The sequence below is a fragment of the Paenibacillus litoralis genome, assembly GCF_046244365.1.
GTDB lineage: Bacteria > Bacillota > Bacilli > Paenibacillales > NBRC-103111 > Paenibacillus_V.
Genome location: NZ_CP176395.1, coordinates 5250402 through 5271280, shown reverse-complemented (window position 1 = coordinate 5271280; position 20879 = coordinate 5250402). Strand labels below are relative to the sequence as shown.

The following is a 20879-nucleotide window of genomic DNA, read 5'->3' as shown; positions in this document are numbered from 1 at the left end:
CGTCTTTTACGCTATCGCACTTGGATGAGGTGAAACAGTGAACGAAACGATGCTCCAATATTGGAATCGGACGAAGCAATATTGGAATAAATTTACCAAGACTCAAAAGATTACGTTGGCGACTACACTGGTACTCATAATTTTTACGATCGGAATTGTTACATACTCGCTTTCGAGAACGGAATACGTTGTGGCTTTTCGTGACTTGCAGCCGACCGACGCATCTGCAATCAAGCAATATCTAGATAATTCGAAGGTGCCTTATCATTTGAGTCCGGATGGAAAAAGTATTGAAGTTCCCGCGAACAAAGCGGCGGAATTGACGGTCGACGTTGCCTCGCAAGGCTTGATGCGCAACGGTTCGTTAGGTTATGGAGCTTTCCGGGAGGACAAGCCCTTCGGTATGAGCGACCGGGAATTCGAAGTCAAACACCTGGACGCGATCCAGGGAGAGCTTCAGCAGCTCATTAATGCGAATGCGGCAGTCAGCGGTTCGAAGGTGCTGATTACACTGCCAGAGAAATCGGTGTTCGTAAGATCGGGCGAAAAAGAGCTTTCTTCGGCAGCCGTCGTAGTCAATATGAAGCCGGGCTTTGAGTTGGATCAAAAGCAAATCGACACGATGTACAGTTTGGTGTCGAAGGGTGTCAAAAGCTTGCCGCCGGAAAATATTACGATTACGAATCAATACGGCGATTTATTGCCGTACTCGAAAGCAAGCTCAACAGGCATGGAATCGGGCGATATTGCGCTTCAGCAATTTCAAATCAAAAAACAGCTTGAACAGGACGTCCAAAAGAGCGTCATGAGTTTGCTGGGTCCCGTGCTTGGCGCCGGCAAAGTCGTGCCGATGGCGGTCGCTAGCATTAATTTCGACAAAAAGACGACGCAGAGAAGCAACGTCGAACCGGTCGTCGATACGAAAGGGATCGAGATCAGCGTCCAGGAAATTCAAAAGTCGTATTCGAGCGACGGAAACGCCCAAGGTGGCATTCCGGGTACCGGTACGACGGACGTTCCGAATTATCCGGCTAGCGCAGGCTCGGGGAAAGCGAACTCCGAAGAAATGCAGAAGACGGTCAATTATGAGGTGAACCGGATCAAAACGGAGGTGCAGTCCAGCCCGTTCGTTTTGTCGGACTTGTCGATTAGTGTCGGCATCGAACCTCCGGACCGAAACGATCCTAACTCGCTTACGCAGCAAACGAAAGATGCGGTTCAGCGCATTCTCGTCAATATCGTGAAAGCTTCGCTGGCTAACAGCGACAAGCGTTACACCGAAGAGGACTTTACGACGCGCGTAACGGTGTTCGAGCATAACTTCGCTTCTCCTGTCGGAGGAACGGATGCCAAGGCGACGAATTGGTGGTTGTACGGGGGAATCGGCGCTATCGCACTTGCACTAGCGGCGGCTGGCGGTTATATGGTTTCGCGAAGGAAGAGGAAAGCGGCCGAGGCTATGCTGGCGGATGCCGACATTCCAGCTAAGTTGGAATACCCTACAATCGATATCGAGAACGTATCTAATGAAAGTCAGGTTCGCAAGCAGCTGGAATCGCTGGCTAAGAAAAAGCCGGAAGAGTTTGTTAACCTGCTGCGGACATGGCTGGTTGATGAATAGAGGTGTGATTGGTTGGCTAAGGGAGTTCAACAGGGGTTAAGCGGACGGCAAAAAGCGGCTATTCTATTGATCAGTTTAGGTCCGGAAGTGTCGGCGCAAATATTTAAACATTTGCGGGACGAAGAGATCGAACAACTGACACTGGAAATAGCCAATGTGCGGAAAGTGGACGCAACCGAGAAAGAGTCCATTTTATCCGAGTTCCATCAAATTTGCATGGCGCAGGAATATATCTCCCAAGGGGGGATTGCCTATGCCAAGGATATATTGGAGAAGGCGCTCGGCCATCAGAAAGCGATCGACATCATCAATCGCCTGACCGCAACGCTGCAAGTACGGCCTTTCGATTTTGCGCGCAAAGCGGATCCGGCGCAAATACTGAATTTTATTCAGAACGAAAACACGCAGACGATTGCGCTCGTTCTCTCTTATCTGCAATCCGATCAAGCGTCGATTATTTTATCTTCCTTGCCTCAAGAGAAGCAGGCCGAGGTGGCCAAACGTATCGCACTCATGGACAGCACTTCGCCGGATGTCGTTAGTCAAGTGGAACGCGTACTCGAGCAGAAGCTGTCTGCTACGGTTACCCAGGACTACACTTCAGCCGGAGGAATCGAGGCGATCGTTCATATTCTGAACGGCGTCGACCGCGGTACGGAGCGTACGATCCTGGATGCGCTTGAAATCCAAGATCCGGAGCTGGCGGAAGAAATCAAAAAACGGATGTTCGTCTTCGAAGACATTGTCAATATCGACAATCGTTCGATTCAACGGATTATCCGCGACATCGAGAATGCCGATCTGCAGCTCGCGCTTAAAGTGGCGAGCGAGGAAGTGCGCGAAGCGATTTTTCGGAATATGTCCAAGCGGATGTCGGAAACGTTCCGGGAAGAAATGGAATACATGGGCCCTGTTCGACTTCGCGATGTCGAAGAGGCGCAAACCAGAATCGTTTCGACGATTCGTCGTCTAGAAGATGCGGGAGAAATCATTATCGCACGCGGCGGAGGAGACGATATCGTTGTCTAAGGTCATTAAATCTCATCACTACGTAACCGTAACGGACTCGATAACGATTGAAGTCGCAACGCCGATGGTTCGAAACCAAGCCGTATCTCCTTATGCGGAAAATCCGTCTCTGCTCGATGAAAGGATTCAGGAGATGGAACAGATCTTAGCCTCGAAGGAGCAGATCTTACGAGATGCCGAGCAGTTTGCCGAGCAGCAGCTGATCCAATCGCAGCTCGAAATCGAATCGCTCAAGGAACAAGCGCTACGCGAAATCGACTCCTGGTGGCATGACAGGCGGCAGCAGGATGAGCAAGCGGTTGAAGAGGCAAGGCAATCCGGCTATCATGAAGGATTTCAACAGGGCAGCTCGGAAGCGGAAGTCTCCGTTCAGCAGCATTATGCGGATCAACTAAACGAAGCGCGTTCCGTTCTTGAACAGTCCTATTTGCTGAAGACCCGGATCATTCAAGAGGCGGAGCCATTTCTTATCGAATTAAGCAGCGCCATTGCAGAAAAAATTATCGGACGTCAGCTCACGGTGAATCCGGAGTGGATCATCGAGATGACGCAAGCGGTACTTTCCCGCAGACGCGATAAAGGCGTCGTCACGTTATGCGTTTCACCGAAGCAATTTGCTTATATCCAAGATGCTAGAGACGAGCTTCAATTATCGGTCGACTCTCAGGCGGAGCTGCAAATTTTGCCCGATGCCACCGTTGCCGATCACGGCTGTGTCATCCGTACTTCTTTCGGCAGCGTAGATGCAAGAATCGATACGCAATTGAAAGAGATTAAAGCGGCTCTGCAGCATATGGCCATGACAAGCGAGGAGAGCGCCGACTATGAGTAACCGACCCGATGCGGCCAAATACATAGAGCACTTACAACAGATCGATTCGGTTCGCGTTAACGGCAAGGTGACGCAGGTGATCGGGCTTACGGTCGAATCGGAGGGGCCTGATGCAAGCGTCGGCGACGTCTGTTATATTTATCCGTTCAAGTCCAGTGTCCCGCTAAAGGCCGAGGTCGTCGGATTTCGCGATAATCGGGTGCTGCTGATGCCGTTGGGCGAGCTGCATGCCATAGGGCCCGGCTGCGATGTAGTTGGCACCGGGAAACCGTTGACCGTACAGGTCGGACATGAACTGCTCGGCAAAGTGTTGAACGGCTTGGGCGAACCGCTGGACGGTACGTTTTTGCCATCCCGCATGGCGCAATATTCAACCTTCAACATGCCCAGCAATCCGCTCAGCCGTCCGCGCGTGCTCGAACCGATAAGCGTCGGCGTACGCTGTATCGACGGACTGCTTTCGATCGGAAAGGGACAGCGGGTCGGCATTTTTGCCGGCTCCGGCGTAGGGAAGAGTACGCTGCTCGGCATGATTGCCAGGAATACGTCGGCGGATGTCAACGTCATCGCCTTAATCGGCGAACGCGGACGCGAAGTTCTCGATTTTATCGAGAGGGATCTCGGTCCGGAAGGACTTGCCCGTTCCGTCGTCATCGTAGCGACCTCCGATCAGCCCGCGCTCATTCGGATTAAAGGGGCGCTGATCGCGACGAGCATCGCCGAGTATTTCCGCGACCGCGGCTTGAACGTCATGCTTATGATGGACTCCGTAACGCGTTATGCGATGGCGCAGCGCGAAGTCGGACTTGCCGTCGGCGAGCCGCCTGCGACGCGAGGCTATACGCCTTCGGTGTTTGCGGGCTTGCCTAAGCTCCTGGAGCGTTCCGGAACGGGGCCGAAAGGCTCTATAACCGCATTCTACACGGTGCTTGTTGACGGCGACGATATGAATGAACCGATAGCCGACGCAGTACGGGGGATCTTGGACGGCCATATCGTGCTCCATCGCAACTTGGCGAACCGCGGCCATTTTCCCGCGATCGACGTGCTGGCCAGCGTCAGCCGCGTGATGAAGGAAATCGTTCCCGACGAGCAGCAGGAAGCAGCCAACAATATGAAACGAATGCTATCTGTTTATAAAGATTCGGAAGACTTAATTAATATCGGGGCGTACCAGCAAGGTTCCAATCCGGAAATTGATAGGGCCATGCAGCTTATCCCGGCCATTTGGAGCTTTACCCGGCAAACGACGTCGGAGAAAGCGACTTTTGCGGAATCGCAGCATAGACTGATTGCAGAATTCGGCGGAGGATGATGTGCGCGTGAAATTCAAATACGGCTTTCAAAAAATTGTCGATCTGAAATCGAACGAGAAGACGCAAGCGGAATGGGTGTTTTCCAGCGCTGTCGGCGCGCTGCGGGTCGAAGAGCAGTCTTTGCTGGAGCTCCAAGAACGGAAAAGGCTGCTTCACGACGATATGGTAAACGAATCGGCCGGCCGGACATCGGTTTCCGAGCTTATGGTGCACCAAACGTATATCCAGCATATCGACCGTCAAATTCACCGCAAAACAAAAGACGTGCAGTCAGCGAAGCAAAACGTATCGGTTAAACAAGAACAGCTCGTACATAAGACGATCGAAGAGAAGATTTGGTTTCAAGCCCGTGATAAAGCCAAACAAGCTTTTACGGCTTTGCAGCTGAAGAAGGAGCAGGAAGAACTCGACGATATCGCGATTACCCGGTACAAGCTGATGTCCTAACCGATGAATGCGAGAAGAGGTGAACGGAAATGGACACCGAGTTGGAAAAATCGGAATTGAGCGCTTTCGAGCGGTTTTTGTATTGGTTTTTTATTCCGATTGTTTTTACGGGCGTCTTGTTAGTCGTACTTCTGAAGCTTTTCGATTATGACGTGATGGATAACGTGCTGAAAACCGCGAATAAAATACCATTCGTAAGCAGCGTCCTGCCTGAACCGAAGTCGGAAAGCAAGAAGGAAGAGAATAAAGTTACGGTCTCCTCGGTAACGACGGAGCCGGAGGAGCAGAAGGTAAGCGATTTGAACAAGTCGCTGACGGATATGACGGAGCAGTTGAAGAAGGCCGAAGCCGCAAACCAGCAAAAAGATCAGTCGGTCAAAGAACTGCAGGCCAAGAACACGGCCTTGGAGGACCAACTGAAAACGAAAGCGAAAAGCGACGAGGACTATCTGGTTCAAATTAAGCAGACTGCCGACATGTTCGCCAAAATGAATCCGACCAAGGCCGGTCCGATTTTTGAAAATTTGACGTTATCCGAAAGAGTTCTTGTCATGGCTGAAATGAAGCCGGAGGAACGCGTGAAAATTTTGGAGAAAATGGACCCGAAGAAGGCGGCCGAAACCTCCATCAGTCTTAAGGACTCCGTACCTGTGAAGGACCGGGAAATCGCCGCTCTGCAGGAACGCTTGAAGCAAATGGTAGAAGCGTCGGCAACCGCGTCATCCAAACTCAGTAAAAACGATCTCGGTCAAACCTTTGCCAATATGACGCCCAAAAGCGCCGCGACGGTGCTGATGGAAATGAACGGGGTCAATCAAGCGAAGGTGATCGAAATTCTGAATGCGACGGATAATCAAGCGCGGTCGAAGATTATGACGGCTTTGGCCGATTTGTCCAAGGAAACGGCAGCGGCCATAACGGCTCGCCTCGCACAGTAGCTGATGAAAGGAGGTGAATAATATGAATGCAATCGCTCAAAATGCAGCCGCTGCGGCCCCTCTATGGAAAGCGGTAGCTGGGAACGAAGCAGGTGCGGCGGGTACGGGTGCCGGAGAACTTTTCGCCGGTACTTTGGGACAGCTTCTGGGAGGCGCGTCACAGGCCGAAGGAACGGACGGTTCCGCGTTATCGCTGGAATCGATGCTGGCAGGCTTATCGCCGCTGCTGCTGCTCGCCCTTATTCCGCAAGGAGAAGCCGGCAGCAGCGAAGAAATGGACAAGCAGCTGCAGCAACTGCTGGAGCAGCATCCTGAGCTGTTTAGCGAGCTTCTAGCCGCTCAAGGGTTTACGCAATGGTCCGCCAAGGTGGATGAGCTGGTAGCCGCTTTGTCGGGAGAGGAAGGTTCTGCTACTGTATTGGCGGTTGAGACATCCGATGAAGGTCTGCCGACGAATCCGTTGCTGTCTGCCGGTACTGCGGATCCAGGCCATGCGCTGAAAGATTCGCCGGTCCAAGAGCCCGTTCAGCAGGATAAACCCGAACAGGCTGCACAGACGATACAAAAATTCCTTTCCTTGCTGCAAAGCGATCCCAAGAATCCCTTTGTTCAGCAATTGACCGAGGATTTGCAGAAGCTGATCGCCGAAGTAAGGCCAGCGGCAATGGATGCGCCCAAGGGCACGGAAGCGGCGGAAGCGGCTCAAGGCAAGCCTGCTCAACACACGGCAGCTGTACCGGCAAGCGTAGTCAAGCCCGGCGCTATCCCGCTTGAGCAGCCGATTGTAACGCAGCAAGCTTCCCAACATCTTACAGCGACGGAAGCGTTAAGCAAGCTGCAGGTGCTTTCTGCAAAGCAAGGGATTGTTTTTGAAAAGCTGGTTCAATCGGCGGAGACGAAGTCCGATCTACAGCCGGCGGCTTCCGGAGATGAGCCGGAGTCCAATCTGGTTTTTTCCCTGCAGCACGGAACAACAGCAAAGCACGTGAACGACGTTCAGACTATGGCTAAGCCGGTTTCGGCGCAAAGCTTTGTTCAAGACATGAGCCAATTCGTGCTGAAAAGCATAAAGGTTAACGCGTTAAACGGCTTTTCGGAAGCGCGCTTATCTCTAACGCCTGAACATTTGGGACAAGTCGATGTTAAAATCTCGCTGCAAAACGGGCAGCTGGTTGCACAATTTTCCGCCCAGACCCTCCTCGGTAAAGAAATGATCGAGAGCCAGCTTTCCCATTTGCGTTCGACGCTGGTAAGCCAGGGACTGCAGGTCGAGAAAATCGAAGTTAGCCAAAGTCCTTCGCTGCAATCCGGCATGTTCCATGACGGAAGGCATCAACAGTCGTCCCAGCAATTTACCCAGCAATCGAAGCGTCAGCCGGAACGGTACGAGCAGGGGAATGATTCGTTCTCCGTAGAATCCGCAGCGACTGATGAAACGAATGCATCGGTATCGGCTTCGGGATTCGACGTTACCGCCTAATGGATCGATACGTCTACGGATCGCAATAAGCTAGCGGAGGTGAAACAATGGCAGATGCGGTATTTTCAACAGGCAATGTTTGGCCCAACTACTCCAAGACGAATATCGACAAAAAGGGCACGGCGAACAAGGCCGACAGCAGCACGATGGGCAAGGATGACTTTTTGAAAATTTTAATTGCCCAGCTCAAAAACCAGGATCCGATGCAGCCGCTGCAGGATAAGGAATTTATCGCCCAGATGGCGCAGTTCACCTCGGTGGAGCAGATCTCGAATATGGCGAACGAAATGAAGCTGTTGCGCCAGTCGCTAGGTTTGACGCCGGGCTTGATCGGTAAATCGGTAAGCTGGGAGGCGATTGACGCTTCTGGCGTCAAAGTTCAGAAAGAAGGCGTTGTGGATGCGCTGCTGTTCAAGAAGGGCATACAGTACGCGAGTGTAAAAGGGGAAGAAATTTCTCTGGATAAACTGCTGAAAATCTGGGATCCGGAGATTAAGAACTAATGGAACGCCTATCGATCGGTCAGCTTTATCCGAATGCAAGCAAAGCGCCTGTACAACGGCCTATAGCGCATTCGGCGCCGGTGACGAAGCAAGCTCCAAGGTTCGACGACATGCTGCATAAGAGCATGGTCAAGCTCAGTCACCATGCGGAAGTACGCCTGCAACAGCGGGGAATCGAACTGAAGCCCGAGCAAATGGCCAAAATCGAAACGGCTGTCGACAAAGCCGCGATGAAAGGCTCTAGAGAATCGCTTATCGTCTACGACAATATGGCTTTTATCGTAAACGTCAAAAATCGCACCATCGTTACGGCTATGGACAGCGATTCCATGAAAGAGAACGTATTTACGCAAATCGACAGCGCTGTAATATTGTCCTAGGGCTGGCCCTACACGGAAGCCCTCACGGCTGCCGATCGAATGAAGCAGCCTGCTGTACATAGTACTTGGTTAGACAGACGAGGAGGATAATAAGTTATGTTGAGATCGTTGTACTCTGGCGTTTCCGGAATGCGCGGCTTTCAAACGAAGCTTGATGTCATCGGCAACAACATCGCCAACGTCAATACGGCCGGGTTCAAAGCCGGTCGGGTAATGTTTAAAGATATTTTAAGCCAAACGTCCGCAGGGATGACTGCTCCGGACGGTAACGAAACGGGCGGCGTAAACGCCAAACAGATCGGTCTCGGCGTTACGATCGGCGCTATCGATACGATTCATACGCCGGGCAGTGCGATGACAACGAACGTGCCAACGGACTTGCGGATCGACGGAGACGGCTTTTTCGCGGTAAAAATGAATGCCGGTCAAGGTCAAGAGGAAGCGTACCTTACCCGTGACGGAAGCTTTAGAGTCGATGCCATGGGGAATCTCGTGAATAGCTCGGGCTTGCTCGTCACCCAGCCGGGCGGCGAACCGATTACGATAGACTTCACGACCGTGGTGGAGTTCAGTATCGGTCAAGACGGTACGATTAACAAGAAGCTGAACGACGGGACGATCGATAACGGCATGCGCATCGGCGTCGTGAAAGTAGCGAATCCGGGCGGCCTCGACAAAGTCGGAGGGAATTTGTACCGGATGACGCCGAACGCTAACCCTGACAGCGCGCAAGAGATTATTGAAGCCAATAATCCGGAAACGGGAACGGGCGCTATCATATCCGGTCAGCTCGAAATGTCCAACGTCGACCTGACGGCCGAGTTTACCGAGATGATCGTGGCTCAAAGGGGTTTCCAAGCGAATTCCCGTATCATTACTACCTCCGATGAAGTTTTGCAGGAAGTTGTTAACCTGAAACGATAATAGGAATCGATGAGGGGGTTGCGACCCAACCCCCTCATTATCGAAACGGAGGGAATTGATGATTACCGTCACCCGTTTAAATGGGAAGCCAATAACCGTAAATGCCTTAATGATCGAAACGATCGATGAAATTCCCGAAACGATGCTTATCCTCACGACGGGAAAAAAAATCGTTGTTCTCGAAAAGGTATCCGACGTGATTCGCTTAGTTGCCGATTACATGCAGCGCATCGGAGCGGTAAGAGGCACGATAACGAGTAAGGATGTGGAGGGGTCTTAGTTGTTTAAGAGCAAGTTGTTCCAGATCGTAATCGCGATGCTTATTGTCATCACCTTGATTTTGACCGCTTTTTTTGTCCTTTGGAACTATATGGACAAAAAAGACAAAGCGGAAGATGCCGACCCGAAAAGCGCCGTCGAATCGGTTCAGGGCAAAAAATTATCGGCCTCTCAAATTAAAGACAACACATTCATTCTAAAAGACGTGGTGACGAATTTATCGGAAAAAGACAGAATCATCAAAGCGAGCTTCGCTTTCGAGCTTGACTCGAAAAAAGCGAAAGAAGAATTCGAAAAGCTGGATTTCAAGGTGAAATCGATCATTACGCTTACGCTTGCCGACATGACGCGGGAACAAGTTTCCGGCAGCAAGGGACAAGACAGCTTGACGGCAACGCTGATGAATAAAATTAACCCTGTCCTGACGGAAGGGAAGCTAAAGCAAGTCTCCATTACGGACATCATCGTACAATAATCGATCATTTGAGACGTCATGAAGGAGGTGAGCCCGTTGGTTGACGTTCTTTCACAAAATGAGATAGACGCCCTGCTAGCAGCGCTGTCTTCCGGAGAAATGGAAGCGGAAGAGCTAAAGAAAGAGGAGACCCAGAAAAAAGTCAGAGTATATGACTTTAAACGCGCTACCCGCTTTTCAAAGGATCATCTCCGCAGCTTGACGCGAATCCATGAAAATTTTGCGCGGTATTTGACGACATATTTTTCGACGCAATTGCGCACTTTTGTGCAAATAAATGTTGTCGGTGTCGAACAACTCCCTTATGATGAATTTATAAGGTCCATCCCGAAGATGACGATTTTAAATATATTTGAAGCGGAGCCGCTGGAAGGCAGAATGGTGCTTGAGATTCACCCGAACGTAGCTTATGCGATGCTGGATCGTTTACTCGGCGGCTCCGGAGCCGCACCGTCGAAAATCAGCGCGTTAACGGAAATCGATACGATCATTATGGAAAAAATGTTCAGCCGCGCGCTGGAGTCGTTGACCGAAGCGTGGCGGACGGTCGTCGAGTTGTACCCGCGCTTGGAAGCGCTGGAGACGAATCCGCAGTTCATGCAGATCGCCTCCCCGAACGATACGATCGCGCTCATTTCGCTGAGCACGAAGATCGGCGATACGACAGGGATGGTCAATCTATGTATCCCCCACGTCGTAATCGAACCGATTATGCCAAGGCTGTCCGTGCATCACATGTTCGTGACGCACAAGAAGACGAAGACGGTGGAGGAGTCGGACGCACTCCAGGAAAGGGTAAACAAAGCGAAGCTGTCGATGATCGCCGAACTAGGCCATTCGGAAATAAGCGTTCATGAATTTTTGAATTTGGCCGTAGGGGATGTCATCTCGCTGGATAAGCCCGTGGATCAAGGTTTGCACATCAAAGTTGGGGACAAGCTCAAGTTTATCGGCAGTCCCGGTACGGTGAAAGGCAAAGTGGCCGTCCAAGTTACCGAAATCGTGAGCGAAGGAGTCGAAGAAGAACATGACGAATAGTAAAGATTATTTGTCACAAGAAGAGATAGACGCTTTGCTTAGACAAACGTCGGATAGCCAGAACGAATCTTCGGAAGCCCCGGGTTTGGACCAATTGCTCTCGTCACTCGAGCAGGACGCGCTCGGCGAAATCGGCAATATTACGTTCGGGAGCGCTGCAACCGCCCTTTCTACCTTGCTAGGTAAGAAAGTGGATATTACGACGCCGAAGGTTTCTACCATCAGCAAGCATGAGCTGCAATACGAGTTTCCTAAGCCTCACGTCGCCGTGCATGTCAATTATGTCGACGGGTTCCATGGCATCAATTTGCTTGTCATCAAAACGCGGGATGCTCAAGTCATCGCGGACCTGATGATGGGCGGGGACGGGCACCCGGGAGACGCCGAGCTCAGCGAAATACATATTAGCGCCGTGCAGGAAGCCATGAATCAGATGATGGGTTCCTCGGCCACTTCCATGTCGACCATCTTCAACCGATTCGTTAATATTTCGCCGCCTGGCATCGATATTTTGAACTTCGCTCAAGCGGACTCCGAACAGAGTTTGCCGCCCGAAGATATTTTTATCAAAATTTCGTTCCGGTTGACAATCGGAGATTTGATCGATTCCAACATTATGCAGCTTCTGCCGGTGTCGTTTGCGAAAGATATGGTCGCAACGCTGATGGGAGGCGCATCGATGGACGAGCCTGCGAGTGTCGCCGAAGCGCCGAAGCCGGTTCATGAGCCTGCGCCGACGCATCAATCGCCTCCGCCTAGAGCTGCGGAGCCTGCCCCATATATGGAGCCGCCGATGCAGCAACCTATGCACCAACAGCCCATGTACCAGGAGCCGATGTATCAACAGCCTCCGATGTACCAGCAGCCGCCTATGTATCAGGCGCAGCCGTCGCCGGCAACTTACGGGGCGATGAACAACCGGAATGTAAATGTGCAGCCTGCGCAATTTACGAACTTCACGCAGCAATCAGGTCATCTAGGGGACGATACCAATTTGAATCTGCTGCTCGACATACCGCTTAAAGTAACGGTAGAGCTCGGCAGAACCAAAAAGGTAATAAAAGATATATTGGATTTGTCTCAAGGCTCGATCATCGAGCTTGATAAGCTTGCAGGGGAACCGGTTGACATTCTAGTCAACAATAAGCTTATCGCAAAAGGCGAGGTTGTCGTCATCGACGAGAACTTCGGGGTTCGCGTTACCGACATTATCAATCAGTGGGATCGCATTCAAAAGTTACAATAACCATTTCAGGAGGACTGAACAGACATGGCACAACGAATTCTTATTGTAGACGACGCAGCATTTATGAGAATGATGATTCGCGATATCGTATCCAAAAACGGGTATGAGGTATGCGGCGAGGCGAACGACGGCTTGCAAGCGGTAGAAAAATATAAGGAAGTACGTCCGGATTTGGTGACGATGGATATTACGATGCCGGAAATGGACGGCATTGCCGCGCTTAAAGAAATCAAAAAAATCGATCCAAATGCAAAGGTCATCATGTGCTCCGCCATGGGTCAGCAAGCGATGGTTATCGATGCCATCCAAGCGGGCGCAAAAGACTTCATCGTAAAACCGTTTCAACATGACCGCGTCATCGAAGCAATCAAGAAGACTTTAGGCTAAGCGACGGCAGGGTTAGCGGGAATGGAAAGGGATGGAAGCTTTGCTCAGCTTGAAAAATCGTACGGTTAGTCTTACGCTGTTCAGCTCCGTCGTGCTACTTGGCTTTACGCAAAGCAGCTTTGCCGCACAGGAGGAAGCTCCCCCTGTCGGGGACGGCTTCAGCGTTTACGGCATGCTGTTCCAAGTCATGTTTTTTCTACTTCTTATTATCGGATTGTTTTTCGTCATCATTAAGTTTATCGCCAAAAAAAACAAGCAATTTTCTACCGGACGCGCCGTGAAAAATTTGGGTGGCGTCGCTCTCGGACAGAACAAATCGGTCCAAATCGTCGAGATTGGAAACAGCCTGTTTGTACTCGGAGTAGGCGATAACGTGCAATTGATTTCCCAAATCAGCGATCCTGACGAAATCGAGCAGATCCGGGACAATATGGCGCCTAAAGCTCCGGTAGATTTGCAAAGCTTTACGAGTTTTGCCAAATGGGTTCGCTCGCTCCGCAAAAAAGAGCAGACAGAAGAAGAACTGCCTGCTTCTTTTCATGAGCTTTTTGCCGATCGGATGAAACAGGTTTCCGGCCGAAAAGAACGGATCGACGAGTTGACACAGGATGAATATCGCGCAGATCGGTTGAATGATAACAAATGAATTCCTTTAAAAAGGTTGTCTTCGTTTTATTGCTTGCGCAGCTGCTGGTTGGACTAACGGCTTCTGTCGCTTTTGCCGCCGACCCGGCGACGAACCCGATTCCGGAAATTAAGATCGGCATAGACGGCGGTACTTCAGGCGCAGCGGGATCGTCTAACACGATCGCCATCGTTCTCCTCATAACGGTTTTAAGCTTAGCGCCGGCTATCCTCGTTATGATGACCTGCTTTACCCGAATCGTGATTGTGCTAGGATTCGTCCGGACGTCGCTTGCGACGAACCAGATGCCGCCAAATCAGGTTTTAATCGGTCTAGCATTGTTTATGAGCTTATTCGTAATGGCGCCTACGTTAGGGGAGATCAATGATGTAGCCCTGCAGCCGTATCTCAAAGGCGAGCTGAATCAAACGCAAGCCTTAGAAAAAGCGGCGATCCCGATGAAGCAGTTTATGGGCAAGTATACGCGGGAGAAGGATTTGCAGCTGTTCTTGGACTATTCCAAGTCGGAACGGCCTACCAGTATCGAGGATACGCCAATGACGGCGCTTGTGCCGGCTTATGCGATCAGCGAACTCAAAACGGCATTTTCAATGGGATTTATGATCTTTATTCCGTTTCTAATCATCGATATGATCGTTTCCAGCACGTTAATGGCTATGGGGATGATGATGCTTCCGCCGGTAATGATTTCGCTCCCGTTCAAAATATTATTGTTTATTTTGGTAGACGGATGGTATTTGGTCGTCAAGTCACTCTTGCTTAGCTTTACTACCTGACGTCGAATGGGAGGAAAATCGTATTGAGTGCCGAGTTTGTCATCCGATTGGCCGGTGAAGCCGTCTACACCGTCCTGAAGGCGAGTGCGCCTATGCTGCTCATCGGATTGGTCGTCGGTTTGATCATAAGCGTATTTCAAGCCACGACGCAGATTCAGGAGCAGACGCTGGCCTTCGTTCCGAAGATCGTTGCCGTACTGCTGTCCATTCTTGTTTTTGGACCATGGATATTAACGACGCTTGTCGATTTTACGTTTCGGCTGCTGGATAACTTGCATAAATACATTAGCTAGGTTGGACAACGGTCATGGAAATGATATTGCTGTATTTACCTTCTTTTTTGCTTGTTTTTTGTCGAATCACGTCCTTTTTTGTCGTGACTCCCATTTTTTCGGCCAGACACGTACCCGCGCATTACAAAATAGGACTGTCGGTCTTTCTATCGTTCATTATCGTCGCTTCGCAAAGCGCCGCTCAGCCTGCTGCTATAGACGCCTTATATGCGATTTCCATCATGAAGGAAATTGTGATAGGGCTCTTGCTGGGCTTTATCGCTTACCTGTTTTTTACGGTCGTCCAAATTTCGGGTTCGTTCGTCGATTTGCAGATGGGATTCGGCATTGCCAATATCATCGATCCGATGACGGGCGCTCAAGCGCCGCTTCTGGGCAATCTGAAGTTCTTTATCGCGACGCTTCTTTTTTTGGCGCTGAACGGCCACCACTACTTGATTGCAGCCATTTTGGACAGCTACGAGTGGGTACCCTTATCGAGCGACCTGTTTGCCAAATTGTATGACGGCAGCGTGAACGAATTTTTGGTAACTTCCTTCTCGAAGGCGTTTGCCTTGGCTTTTCAAATGGCCGCACCGTTCATTACCGCAATGTTCTTGGTGGATGTAGGGCTCGGCATCTTAACGAAGGTGGCGCCGCAATTCAACGTTTTCGTCATCGGGATGCCGCTTAAGGTCATCGTCGGCTTTATTATGCTGATCCTGTTGATCCCAGGCTTTTTCAATCTCTTCTCCGAGTTGTTCGATCAAATGTTTAAAGCCGTACACCACATGACCGGCTTGCTGCGGTAAATGCGGATACGACTTGGCGAGGCTGGAGGTTCTTTCGTGTCATCGTTCCGGTTTCAGATGAATTTGCAGTTGTTCGCCGGCGAGAAGACGGAATCGGCCACACCGAAAAAGAGACAGGATGCGCGGAAAAAAGGGCAAGTGGCCAAAAGCATGGAGCTGCCCTCCGCCTTTATTTTGCTCTTTAGCTTCTTTTCCTTCATGATGCTAGGCGGTTTTTACAAGGAGCGTATTTATAAGCTGTTTGTAGATACGTTTCACGATTACATGCTAATGGAATTGTCCATCTCGAACATCACTTCCATGGCTACTCAATTTATGGTTGAAATGCTCATTTTGCTGGCTCCGATATTTCTCATTACGGTCGTGATTGCTTTCGCGGCGAATTATATCCAAATCGGTTTTTTGTTTACAGGCGATCCGCTGAAGATGAAATTCAACAAGATCAATCCGATCGAAGGGGCTAAGCGCATTTTCGGCATGCGGGCCGTCGTCGATTTTATTAAATCGATGCTGAAGGTTACGATAATCGGTTTAATCGTTTATCTGACCTTATGGGGCGAAAAGGAGAACATTTTAGGTCTCGCCCATGTTCCTTTGGAATCGATATTCGCCTATGTCGCTGGGCTGACGCTCAAGCTTGGACTGGAAATCGGCGGCACGCTTATCGTTCTAGCTCTTTTCGACTACTTGTACCAGAAATACGAACACGAGAAAAACTTGAAGATGTCCAAGCAAGACATTAAGGACGAGTATAAATCCACCGAAGGCGATCCGCATATTAAAGGCAAGATTAAAGAGCGGCAGCGGAAGATGGCCATGCAGCGCATGATGCAGGAGGTTCCAAAGGCGGATGTCATCATTACGAATCCGACTCACTACGCCGTTGCGCTCAAGTACGAATCCGGGAAGATGGAAGCTCCGGTCGTGCTTGCCAAAGGTACGGACTACATAGCTTTGAAAATTAAGGAAATCGCCAAGGCGAACCGCATCGTAACCATGGAGAACCGCCCGCTGGCGCGCGCGCTTCACGATCAGGTAGAAATCGGGCAATCGATCCCTCCCGATTTGTTCCAAGCGGTGGCCGAGGTACTGGCCTATGTGTATAAACTTAAGAACAAGACCAAATAGCGAATAAAGGGGGCATCGATAGTGAGAGCAAGAGATTTATCGGTACTTGTCGGGATTATCGGGATCGTGCTCATGATGGTTGTCCCGATACCGATCGGCTTACTGGACGTATTATTGATCATCAATATATCCGTGGCGCTGCTAATTTTGTTAGTTGCCATGAATACGCAGGACGCTCTGCAGTTTTCCATATTTCCGACGCTTTTGCTTGTGACGACTTTGTTCCGGCTTGCGCTTAATGTTTCGACGACGCGGAACATTTTGTCTCATGGCGAAGCGGGGAACGTTGTGGCGACGTTCGGCAGTTTCGTTGCCCAAGGCAATATTGTCGTGGGCTTTGTCGTCTTTTTGATTCTCGTCATCGTGCAATTTATCGTCATTACCAAAGGCTCGGAGCGCGTTGCCGAAGTAGCTGCAAGGTTTACGCTCGATGCGATGCCAGGTAAGCAAATGAGTATCGACGCCGATTTGAACGCCGGTCTCATCAACGAGCAGCAAGCGCGGGAGCGCAGGCAAAAAATCGAGCGGGAAGCCGATTTTTACGGGGCGATGGACGGTGCCAGCAAATTTGTTAAAGGGGACGCGATCGCGGGTATTATCATCCTCGTGATCAACCTGATCGGCGGTCTTATAATCGGTATGCTTTTTCTGGACAAGTCGTTCAGCGAAGCGGCAAAGCTGTTCTCGACATTAACGATCGGCGACGGGCTGGTCAGCCAAATTCCAGCTCTGCTTATCTCTACGGCAGCGGGTATCATCGTTACGCGCGCTTCCTCGGAAGGAAATCTGGCTTCCGACCTTTCCAAGCAGATGCTTTCCCAGCCAAAGCTGCTTTACATCGTGGCGGGAACGATAACGGCGCTCGGTATTTTCACGCCGATTCACTGGTATATTGCGCTGCCGATAGCGGGCGTACTTGTTTATGCCGCGCTCAAAATGCAGCAAACGCTGCAGCGGCAGCAGGTTGAGGAAGAGAAGAAGGAAGAAGAGCAGCAGATCGAAGAAGTCCGCAGTCCGGAGAGCGTCATCAGCTTGCTGCAGGTGGATCCGATCGAATTCGAGTTCGGCTACGGACTCATTCCGCTTGCCGATACGCAGCAAGGAGGAGATCTGCTCGACCGGATTATCCTGATTCGAAGACAATGCGCGCTGGAGCTCGGCATCGTTGTGCCGGTTATCCGAATTCGCGACAATATTCAACTAAAACCGAATGAATACGTCATTAAAATTAAAGGGAATACGGTTGCCAGAGGTGAATTATTACTTAATCATTACCTGGCAATGAGCGCCGGTTACGATGACGAATCCATCTCGGGTATCGAAACGACGGAGCCGGCGTTCGGTCTTCCGGCCATGTGGATCGACGAGCCGACCAAGGAACGCGCCGAACTGTCGGGCTACACGGTTGTCGACCCGCCGTCCGTCGTGGCGACGCACCTGACGGAGGTCATCAAGAAGCATTCCCATGAGCTGCTGGGACGCCAAGAAACAAGGGCGCTTATCGACAACGTCAAAGAGGCTTACCCTGCGCTTGTCGATGAGCTGATCCCGAGCGTGCTGTCGGTTGGAGACGTACAGAAAGTATTGTCCAAGCTGCTGCGCGAGAAAGTGTCGGTGCGCGATCTCGTTACGATTCTGGAGACATTGGCCGATTACGGAACTTATTCCAAAGATCCCGATGTTCTTGCGGAATATGTGCGTCAGGCGCTATCCAGACAAATTACGCTTCAGTACGCCGCGTCCGACGATGCCATGAAGGTCATAACGGTCGGTCCGACGCTTGAGAAAAAGATCGCGGAGGCCGTCCAACAGACGGAGCATGGCTCCTATTTGGCGCTCGACCCGTCTACGTCTCAGCTCATCCACCACCGCGTAACCGAGCAAGTGACGAAAGCCGTCCAATCCGGAACATCGCCTATTTTATTAACGTCTCCGACCATTCGGATGTACTTGCGCCAACTGCTCGAAAGAACGCTGCAGGATATACCGGTGCTGTCTTACAGCGAGCTTGAGCCGAACGTTGAAATTCAAAGCATGGGGGTTGTCAACTTATGAGGGTGAAGCGCTACGTTGTCGATTCGATGCCGGATGCGCTGCAGCGCATCCGCACCGACTTGGGGAAGGACGCCGTCATTTTAAATACGAAGGAAGTACGTTCCGGCGGATTTCTAGGCATGTTCGGCAAGAAGAAGATCGAAGTCATTGCCGCCATCGACTCGAGCGTCTCGCCTGCCGGCCCACCCAAAAAAGATTTGAATTCCGCTCTCAAGCAAGTAAGCGAAGTAGCGGCGGCCATGAATCGGAAGCAATCGGTCGCGGTGCTTGACCAGCGGATGCCTTATGTGCCCGATGTCATGAAAGCGAACGATAACGATATTCCGATCGTCCCGCCTCCTTTACAAAGAGTGCCGAGAACCGCCCCGCAGCCGATGGCGGATGTAAGCCGTCCGGCCGCAAGTCCTATCGTCGCCGAGAAGGCTCCGGCAAATGTTGAGGCCGTTGTAGTACGGGAGCGCCCTTCGGCCGGACAGGAAAAGGCACGTCCGCCCGAGCAGGCAAACAAAGACGAGCTCCTTCAGGAAATCCGGCTGATGAAGGCCATGATGTCGAAGTTGTCGCTGGCCGGAGCGGGAGTCGGAGGCCCGCCTCTCGACCCTGTTCTGGAAAAGCTCGATACGAGATTGCGGGAGCAGGAAGTTGCGGACGATATCGTGAAGGCGGTGCTTGAAGCGGTCCAAGAGCGGGCGGAGGCCGGCGGGCACGAATTGACGTCATCCTTTGTCAGGCAAACGGCTAAAGAGGTCCTCCTTCAGCTGATCCCTGACCGCAAAGGCTACAAGCTGTCCGAACAAACGCGGCTGGCGCATTTCGTAGGTCCGACCGGTGTCGGCAAAACGACGACGATTGCCAAAATGGCTGCCGAGCAAGTGATTAAGCATAAACGGAAGGTCGGCTTCATTACCTCGGATACCTACCGGATCGCGGCGGTCGAGCAGTTAAAAACGTACGCAACCATTTTGGACATCCCGCTTGAGGTGGTTTCGTCTCCGCTAGATTTGCGTAAAGCTTATGAACGTTTGGAGCATTGCGAGCTTGTTTTGATGGATACGGCGGGACGGAACTTCCGCAACGAGCTGTACGTATCGGAGCTGAACGCGCTGCTTCAGCAATCCGGACAAACCGAGACTTTCCTGGTGCTGGGGCTTACCTCCAAATATCGGGATATGCATATGATCGCAAGCAATTTTACGAAGTATGGAATCGAGAAAGTGCTTTTTACCAAGATGGACGAGACGGACACGTACGGTCCGGTTATCAATCTGATCCGGGAATATCCGCTCAAACTCTCGTATTTGACGAACGGACAAAATGTGCCTGAGGATATCGCGCTGGCGGAGGGCGGCAAAATCATCGACCTGATTCTGGGGGATGACGCCGATGAATGACCAGGCTCAAAGCTTGCGAAACCTCCTTCTTTCCAGGCACGAAGCGGCGAACCGGGCGACGAAAGTCATTACCGTGACAAGCGGCAAGGGCGGCGTAGGCAAGTCGAATTTTACGCTTAATTTTGCTCTAACGCTGCAATCCAGAGGTTTTAAGGTGCTCATCTTCGACGCCGATATCGGGCTCGCCAATATCGACGTGTTAATGGGCATTTCGTCGAAGTACAACTTGTATCACCTGCTCAAAAGGGAAAAGACCATCTGGGAAATCATCCAAAAAGGGCATCACGACATCGAATTCATAGCCGGCGGTTCAGGCTTCACGGATCTGCTTCGTTTAACCGAGCAGGAGCTCGATTACTTCTCCGAGCAAGTGAGTCAGTTAAACGGGCATGTCGACTATATGATTTTCGATACGGGGGCGGGTTTGTCGAAGGAAACGCTGAAATTTATTTTGGCCGCGCAGGAAACGATCGTCGTTACGACGCCGGAGCCTACCGCCATTACCGACGCGTACGCCATTATCAAGATGGTGACGAAAATGGAATACGACGTGCCGTTTCGGCTGGTCGTCAACCGGGTTTCGGACGATCGGGAAGGCAGGGAAACGGCCGCAAAAATCAGCATGGTGGCAAGGCAATTTCTGGACATCGACATCCCGACGCTAGGTTTCGTGGCGGACGATATCAGCGTGTCCAAGGCGGTTCGCAAGCAGGTGCCTTTTACCGTAGCGTTTCCGAACAGCGATGCAGCCAAAAGCATACGCGAGCTGGCAAACCGTTTCTTGTCGGGCCAGACGCAAGCGAGCGCTGCCGAGCCAAACGGGGTGAAGGGGTTCTTGAACCGGATGATCCGATTGTTAAAATAAAGTCCTCTTAAGCTCATATAGAGAATACATCATTGAAGG

General features: G+C 51.2%; 23 protein-coding genes. All 23 read left to right on the top strand.

The genetic code is table 11. The annotated features are described in order from the left end of the window. Positions 1 to 37: 37 nt before the first annotated feature. The 23 genes from fliF to ACKGJP_RS22085 all read left to right on the top strand — a co-directional run bounded on the left by fliF (position 38) and on the right by ACKGJP_RS22085 (position 20840). Positions 38 to 1621, top strand: coding sequence for a flagellar basal-body MS-ring/collar protein FliF (gene fliF / locus ACKGJP_RS22195; protein ID WP_409340979.1), 1584 nt, complete (start codon positions 38 to 40; stop codon positions 1619 to 1621). 12 nt (positions 1622 to 1633) lie between these two features. Beyond that, positions 1634 to 2650 carry a flagellar motor switch protein FliG gene (gene fliG, locus ACKGJP_RS22190; protein WP_409340978.1) on the top strand — a complete coding sequence of 339 codons (1017 nt, stop codon included), beginning with the start codon at positions 1634 to 1636 and terminating at the stop codon, positions 2648 to 2650. Continuing rightward, positions 2643 to 3482, top strand: a complete 840-nt coding sequence (locus ACKGJP_RS22185; RefSeq protein ID WP_409340977.1) for a FliH/SctL family protein — start codon at positions 2643 to 2645, stop codon at positions 3480 to 3482. The genes fliG and ACKGJP_RS22185 overlap by 8 nt, the downstream gene beginning before the upstream one ends. Then, complete coding sequence (fliI, locus tag ACKGJP_RS22180; RefSeq protein ID WP_409340976.1) at positions 3475 to 4797, top strand: flagellar protein export ATPase FliI; 1323 nt, start codon at positions 3475 to 3477, stop codon at positions 4795 to 4797. Before ACKGJP_RS22185 ends, fliI begins: the two co-directional genes overlap by 8 nt. Positions 4798 to 4804: 7 nt before the next feature. After that, the gene (gene fliJ / locus ACKGJP_RS22175; protein ID WP_409340975.1) at positions 4805 to 5245 is read left to right on the top strand and encodes a flagellar export protein FliJ; all 441 of its coding nucleotides are present in this window, start codon (positions 4805 to 4807) and stop codon (positions 5243 to 5245) included. 29 nt (positions 5246 to 5274) lie between these two features. Further along, positions 5275 to 6183: a MotE family protein gene (locus tag ACKGJP_RS22170; RefSeq protein WP_409340974.1), complete on the top strand. Its 909-nt coding sequence runs from the start codon at positions 5275 to 5277 to the stop codon at positions 6181 to 6183. 22 nt (positions 6184 to 6205) lie between these two features. After that, positions 6206 to 7663 carry a flagellar hook-length control protein FliK gene (locus tag ACKGJP_RS22165; RefSeq protein ID WP_409340973.1) on the top strand — a complete coding sequence of 486 codons (1458 nt, stop codon included), beginning with the start codon at positions 6206 to 6208 and terminating at the stop codon, positions 7661 to 7663. A 47-nt stretch (positions 7664 to 7710) separates the two neighbouring features. Next, the gene (locus ACKGJP_RS22160) at positions 7711 to 8166 is read left to right on the top strand and encodes a flagellar hook capping FlgD N-terminal domain-containing protein (RefSeq protein WP_409340972.1); all 456 of its coding nucleotides are present in this window, start codon (positions 7711 to 7713) and stop codon (positions 8164 to 8166) included. After that, the gene (locus tag ACKGJP_RS22155; protein ID WP_409340971.1) at positions 8166 to 8546 is read left to right on the top strand and encodes a TIGR02530 family flagellar biosynthesis protein; all 381 of its coding nucleotides are present in this window, start codon (positions 8166 to 8168) and stop codon (positions 8544 to 8546) included. Before ACKGJP_RS22160 ends, ACKGJP_RS22155 begins: the two co-directional genes overlap by 1 nt. 96 nt (positions 8547 to 8642) lie before the next feature. Next, positions 8643 to 9470 (top strand): flagellar basal body rod protein FlgG, encoded by an 828-nt coding sequence (gene flgG / locus ACKGJP_RS22150; protein ID WP_409340970.1) that lies wholly within the window; start codon positions 8643 to 8645, stop codon positions 9468 to 9470. A gap of 58 nt (positions 9471 to 9528) precedes the next feature. After that, positions 9529 to 9750 (top strand): flagellar FlbD family protein, encoded by a 222-nt coding sequence (locus tag ACKGJP_RS22145; protein ID WP_409340969.1) that lies wholly within the window; start codon positions 9529 to 9531, stop codon positions 9748 to 9750. Then, the gene (locus ACKGJP_RS22140; RefSeq protein WP_409340968.1) at positions 9751 to 10224 is read left to right on the top strand and encodes a flagellar basal body-associated FliL family protein; all 474 of its coding nucleotides are present in this window, start codon (positions 9751 to 9753) and stop codon (positions 10222 to 10224) included. Between the two features lie 36 nt (positions 10225 to 10260). Continuing rightward, the gene (fliM, locus tag ACKGJP_RS22135) at positions 10261 to 11262 is read left to right on the top strand and encodes a flagellar motor switch protein FliM (protein ID WP_409340967.1); all 1002 of its coding nucleotides are present in this window, start codon (positions 10261 to 10263) and stop codon (positions 11260 to 11262) included. Beyond that, positions 11252 to 12508 carry a flagellar motor switch phosphatase FliY gene (gene fliY, locus ACKGJP_RS22130; RefSeq protein ID WP_409340966.1) on the top strand — a complete coding sequence of 419 codons (1257 nt, stop codon included), beginning with the start codon at positions 11252 to 11254 and terminating at the stop codon, positions 12506 to 12508. Before fliM ends, fliY begins: the two co-directional genes overlap by 11 nt. A gap of 24 nt (positions 12509 to 12532) precedes the next feature. Continuing rightward, positions 12533 to 12895 (top strand): response regulator, encoded by a 363-nt coding sequence (locus tag ACKGJP_RS22125; protein WP_409340965.1) that lies wholly within the window; start codon positions 12533 to 12535, stop codon positions 12893 to 12895. 31 nt (positions 12896 to 12926) lie between these two features. Continuing rightward, the gene (locus ACKGJP_RS22120) at positions 12927 to 13541 is read left to right on the top strand and encodes a flagellar biosynthetic protein FliO (protein WP_409340964.1); all 615 of its coding nucleotides are present in this window, start codon (positions 12927 to 12929) and stop codon (positions 13539 to 13541) included. Next, positions 13538 to 14317: a flagellar type III secretion system pore protein FliP gene (gene fliP, locus ACKGJP_RS22115; RefSeq protein WP_409340963.1), complete on the top strand. Its 780-nt coding sequence runs from the start codon at positions 13538 to 13540 to the stop codon at positions 14315 to 14317. Before ACKGJP_RS22120 ends, fliP begins: the two co-directional genes overlap by 4 nt. A gap of 23 nt (positions 14318 to 14340) precedes the next feature. Continuing rightward, a complete protein-coding gene (fliQ, locus tag ACKGJP_RS22110; protein ID WP_409340962.1) occupies positions 14341 to 14610 on the top strand; it encodes a flagellar biosynthesis protein FliQ in 270 nt (89 codons plus the stop codon). A 14-nt stretch (positions 14611 to 14624) separates the two neighbouring features. Further along, a complete protein-coding gene (gene fliR / locus ACKGJP_RS22105) occupies positions 14625 to 15401 on the top strand; it encodes a flagellar biosynthetic protein FliR (RefSeq protein ID WP_409340961.1) in 777 nt (258 codons plus the stop codon). Next, positions 15402 to 16529, top strand: a complete 1128-nt coding sequence (flhB, locus tag ACKGJP_RS22100) for a flagellar biosynthesis protein FlhB (protein WP_409340960.1) — start codon at positions 15402 to 15404, stop codon at positions 16527 to 16529. It abuts the gene before it with no gap. Between the two features lie 21 nt (positions 16530 to 16550). Then, on the top strand, positions 16551 to 18584 hold the full coding sequence (flhA, locus tag ACKGJP_RS22095; RefSeq protein ID WP_409340959.1) for a flagellar biosynthesis protein FlhA: 2034 nt from the start codon (positions 16551 to 16553) through the stop codon (positions 18582 to 18584). Then, a complete protein-coding gene (gene flhF, locus ACKGJP_RS22090) occupies positions 18581 to 19975 on the top strand; it encodes a flagellar biosynthesis protein FlhF (protein ID WP_409340958.1) in 1395 nt (464 codons plus the stop codon). The genes flhA and flhF overlap by 4 nt, the downstream gene beginning before the upstream one ends. Beyond that, positions 19968 to 20840, top strand: a complete 873-nt coding sequence (locus ACKGJP_RS22085) for a MinD/ParA family protein (RefSeq protein ID WP_409340957.1) — start codon at positions 19968 to 19970, stop codon at positions 20838 to 20840. Before flhF ends, ACKGJP_RS22085 begins: the two co-directional genes overlap by 8 nt. The last annotated feature ends 39 nt before the right edge of the window (positions 20841 to 20879 follow it).

Coding starts and splice junctions, on each gene's coding strand:
- ACKGJP_RS22145 (WP_409340969.1), top strand. CDS start 9,529: ATGATTACCGTCACCCGTTTAAATGGGAAGCCAATAACCGTAAATGCC.
- flhF (WP_409340958.1), top strand. CDS start 18,581: ATGAGGGTGAAGCGCTACGTTGTCGATTCGATGCCGGATGCGCTGCAG.
- fliI (WP_409340976.1), top strand. CDS start 3,475: ATGAGTAACCGACCCGATGCGGCCAAATACATAGAGCACTTACAACAG.
- ACKGJP_RS22155 (WP_409340971.1), top strand. CDS start 8,166: ATGGAACGCCTATCGATCGGTCAGCTTTATCCGAATGCAAGCAAAGCG.
- fliP (WP_409340963.1), top strand. CDS start 13,538: ATGAATTCCTTTAAAAAGGTTGTCTTCGTTTTATTGCTTGCGCAGCTG.
- ACKGJP_RS22125 (WP_409340965.1), top strand. CDS start 12,533: ATGGCACAACGAATTCTTATTGTAGACGACGCAGCATTTATGAGAATG.
- ACKGJP_RS22170 (WP_409340974.1), top strand. CDS start 5,275: ATGGACACCGAGTTGGAAAAATCGGAATTGAGCGCTTTCGAGCGGTTT.
- flgG (WP_409340970.1), top strand. CDS start 8,643: ATGTTGAGATCGTTGTACTCTGGCGTTTCCGGAATGCGCGGCTTTCAA.
- flhB (WP_409340960.1), top strand. CDS start 15,402: ATGCGGATACGACTTGGCGAGGCTGGAGGTTCTTTCGTGTCATCGTTC.
- ACKGJP_RS22085 (WP_409340957.1), top strand. CDS start 19,968: ATGAATGACCAGGCTCAAAGCTTGCGAAACCTCCTTCTTTCCAGGCAC.
- ACKGJP_RS22165 (WP_409340973.1), top strand. CDS start 6,206: ATGAATGCAATCGCTCAAAATGCAGCCGCTGCGGCCCCTCTATGGAAA.
- fliY (WP_409340966.1), top strand. CDS start 11,252: ATGACGAATAGTAAAGATTATTTGTCACAAGAAGAGATAGACGCTTTG.
- fliR (WP_409340961.1), top strand. CDS start 14,625: ATGGAAATGATATTGCTGTATTTACCTTCTTTTTTGCTTGTTTTTTGT.
- ACKGJP_RS22120 (WP_409340964.1), top strand. CDS start 12,927: ATGGAAGCTTTGCTCAGCTTGAAAAATCGTACGGTTAGTCTTACGCTG.
- ACKGJP_RS22160 (WP_409340972.1), top strand. CDS start 7,711: ATGGCAGATGCGGTATTTTCAACAGGCAATGTTTGGCCCAACTACTCC.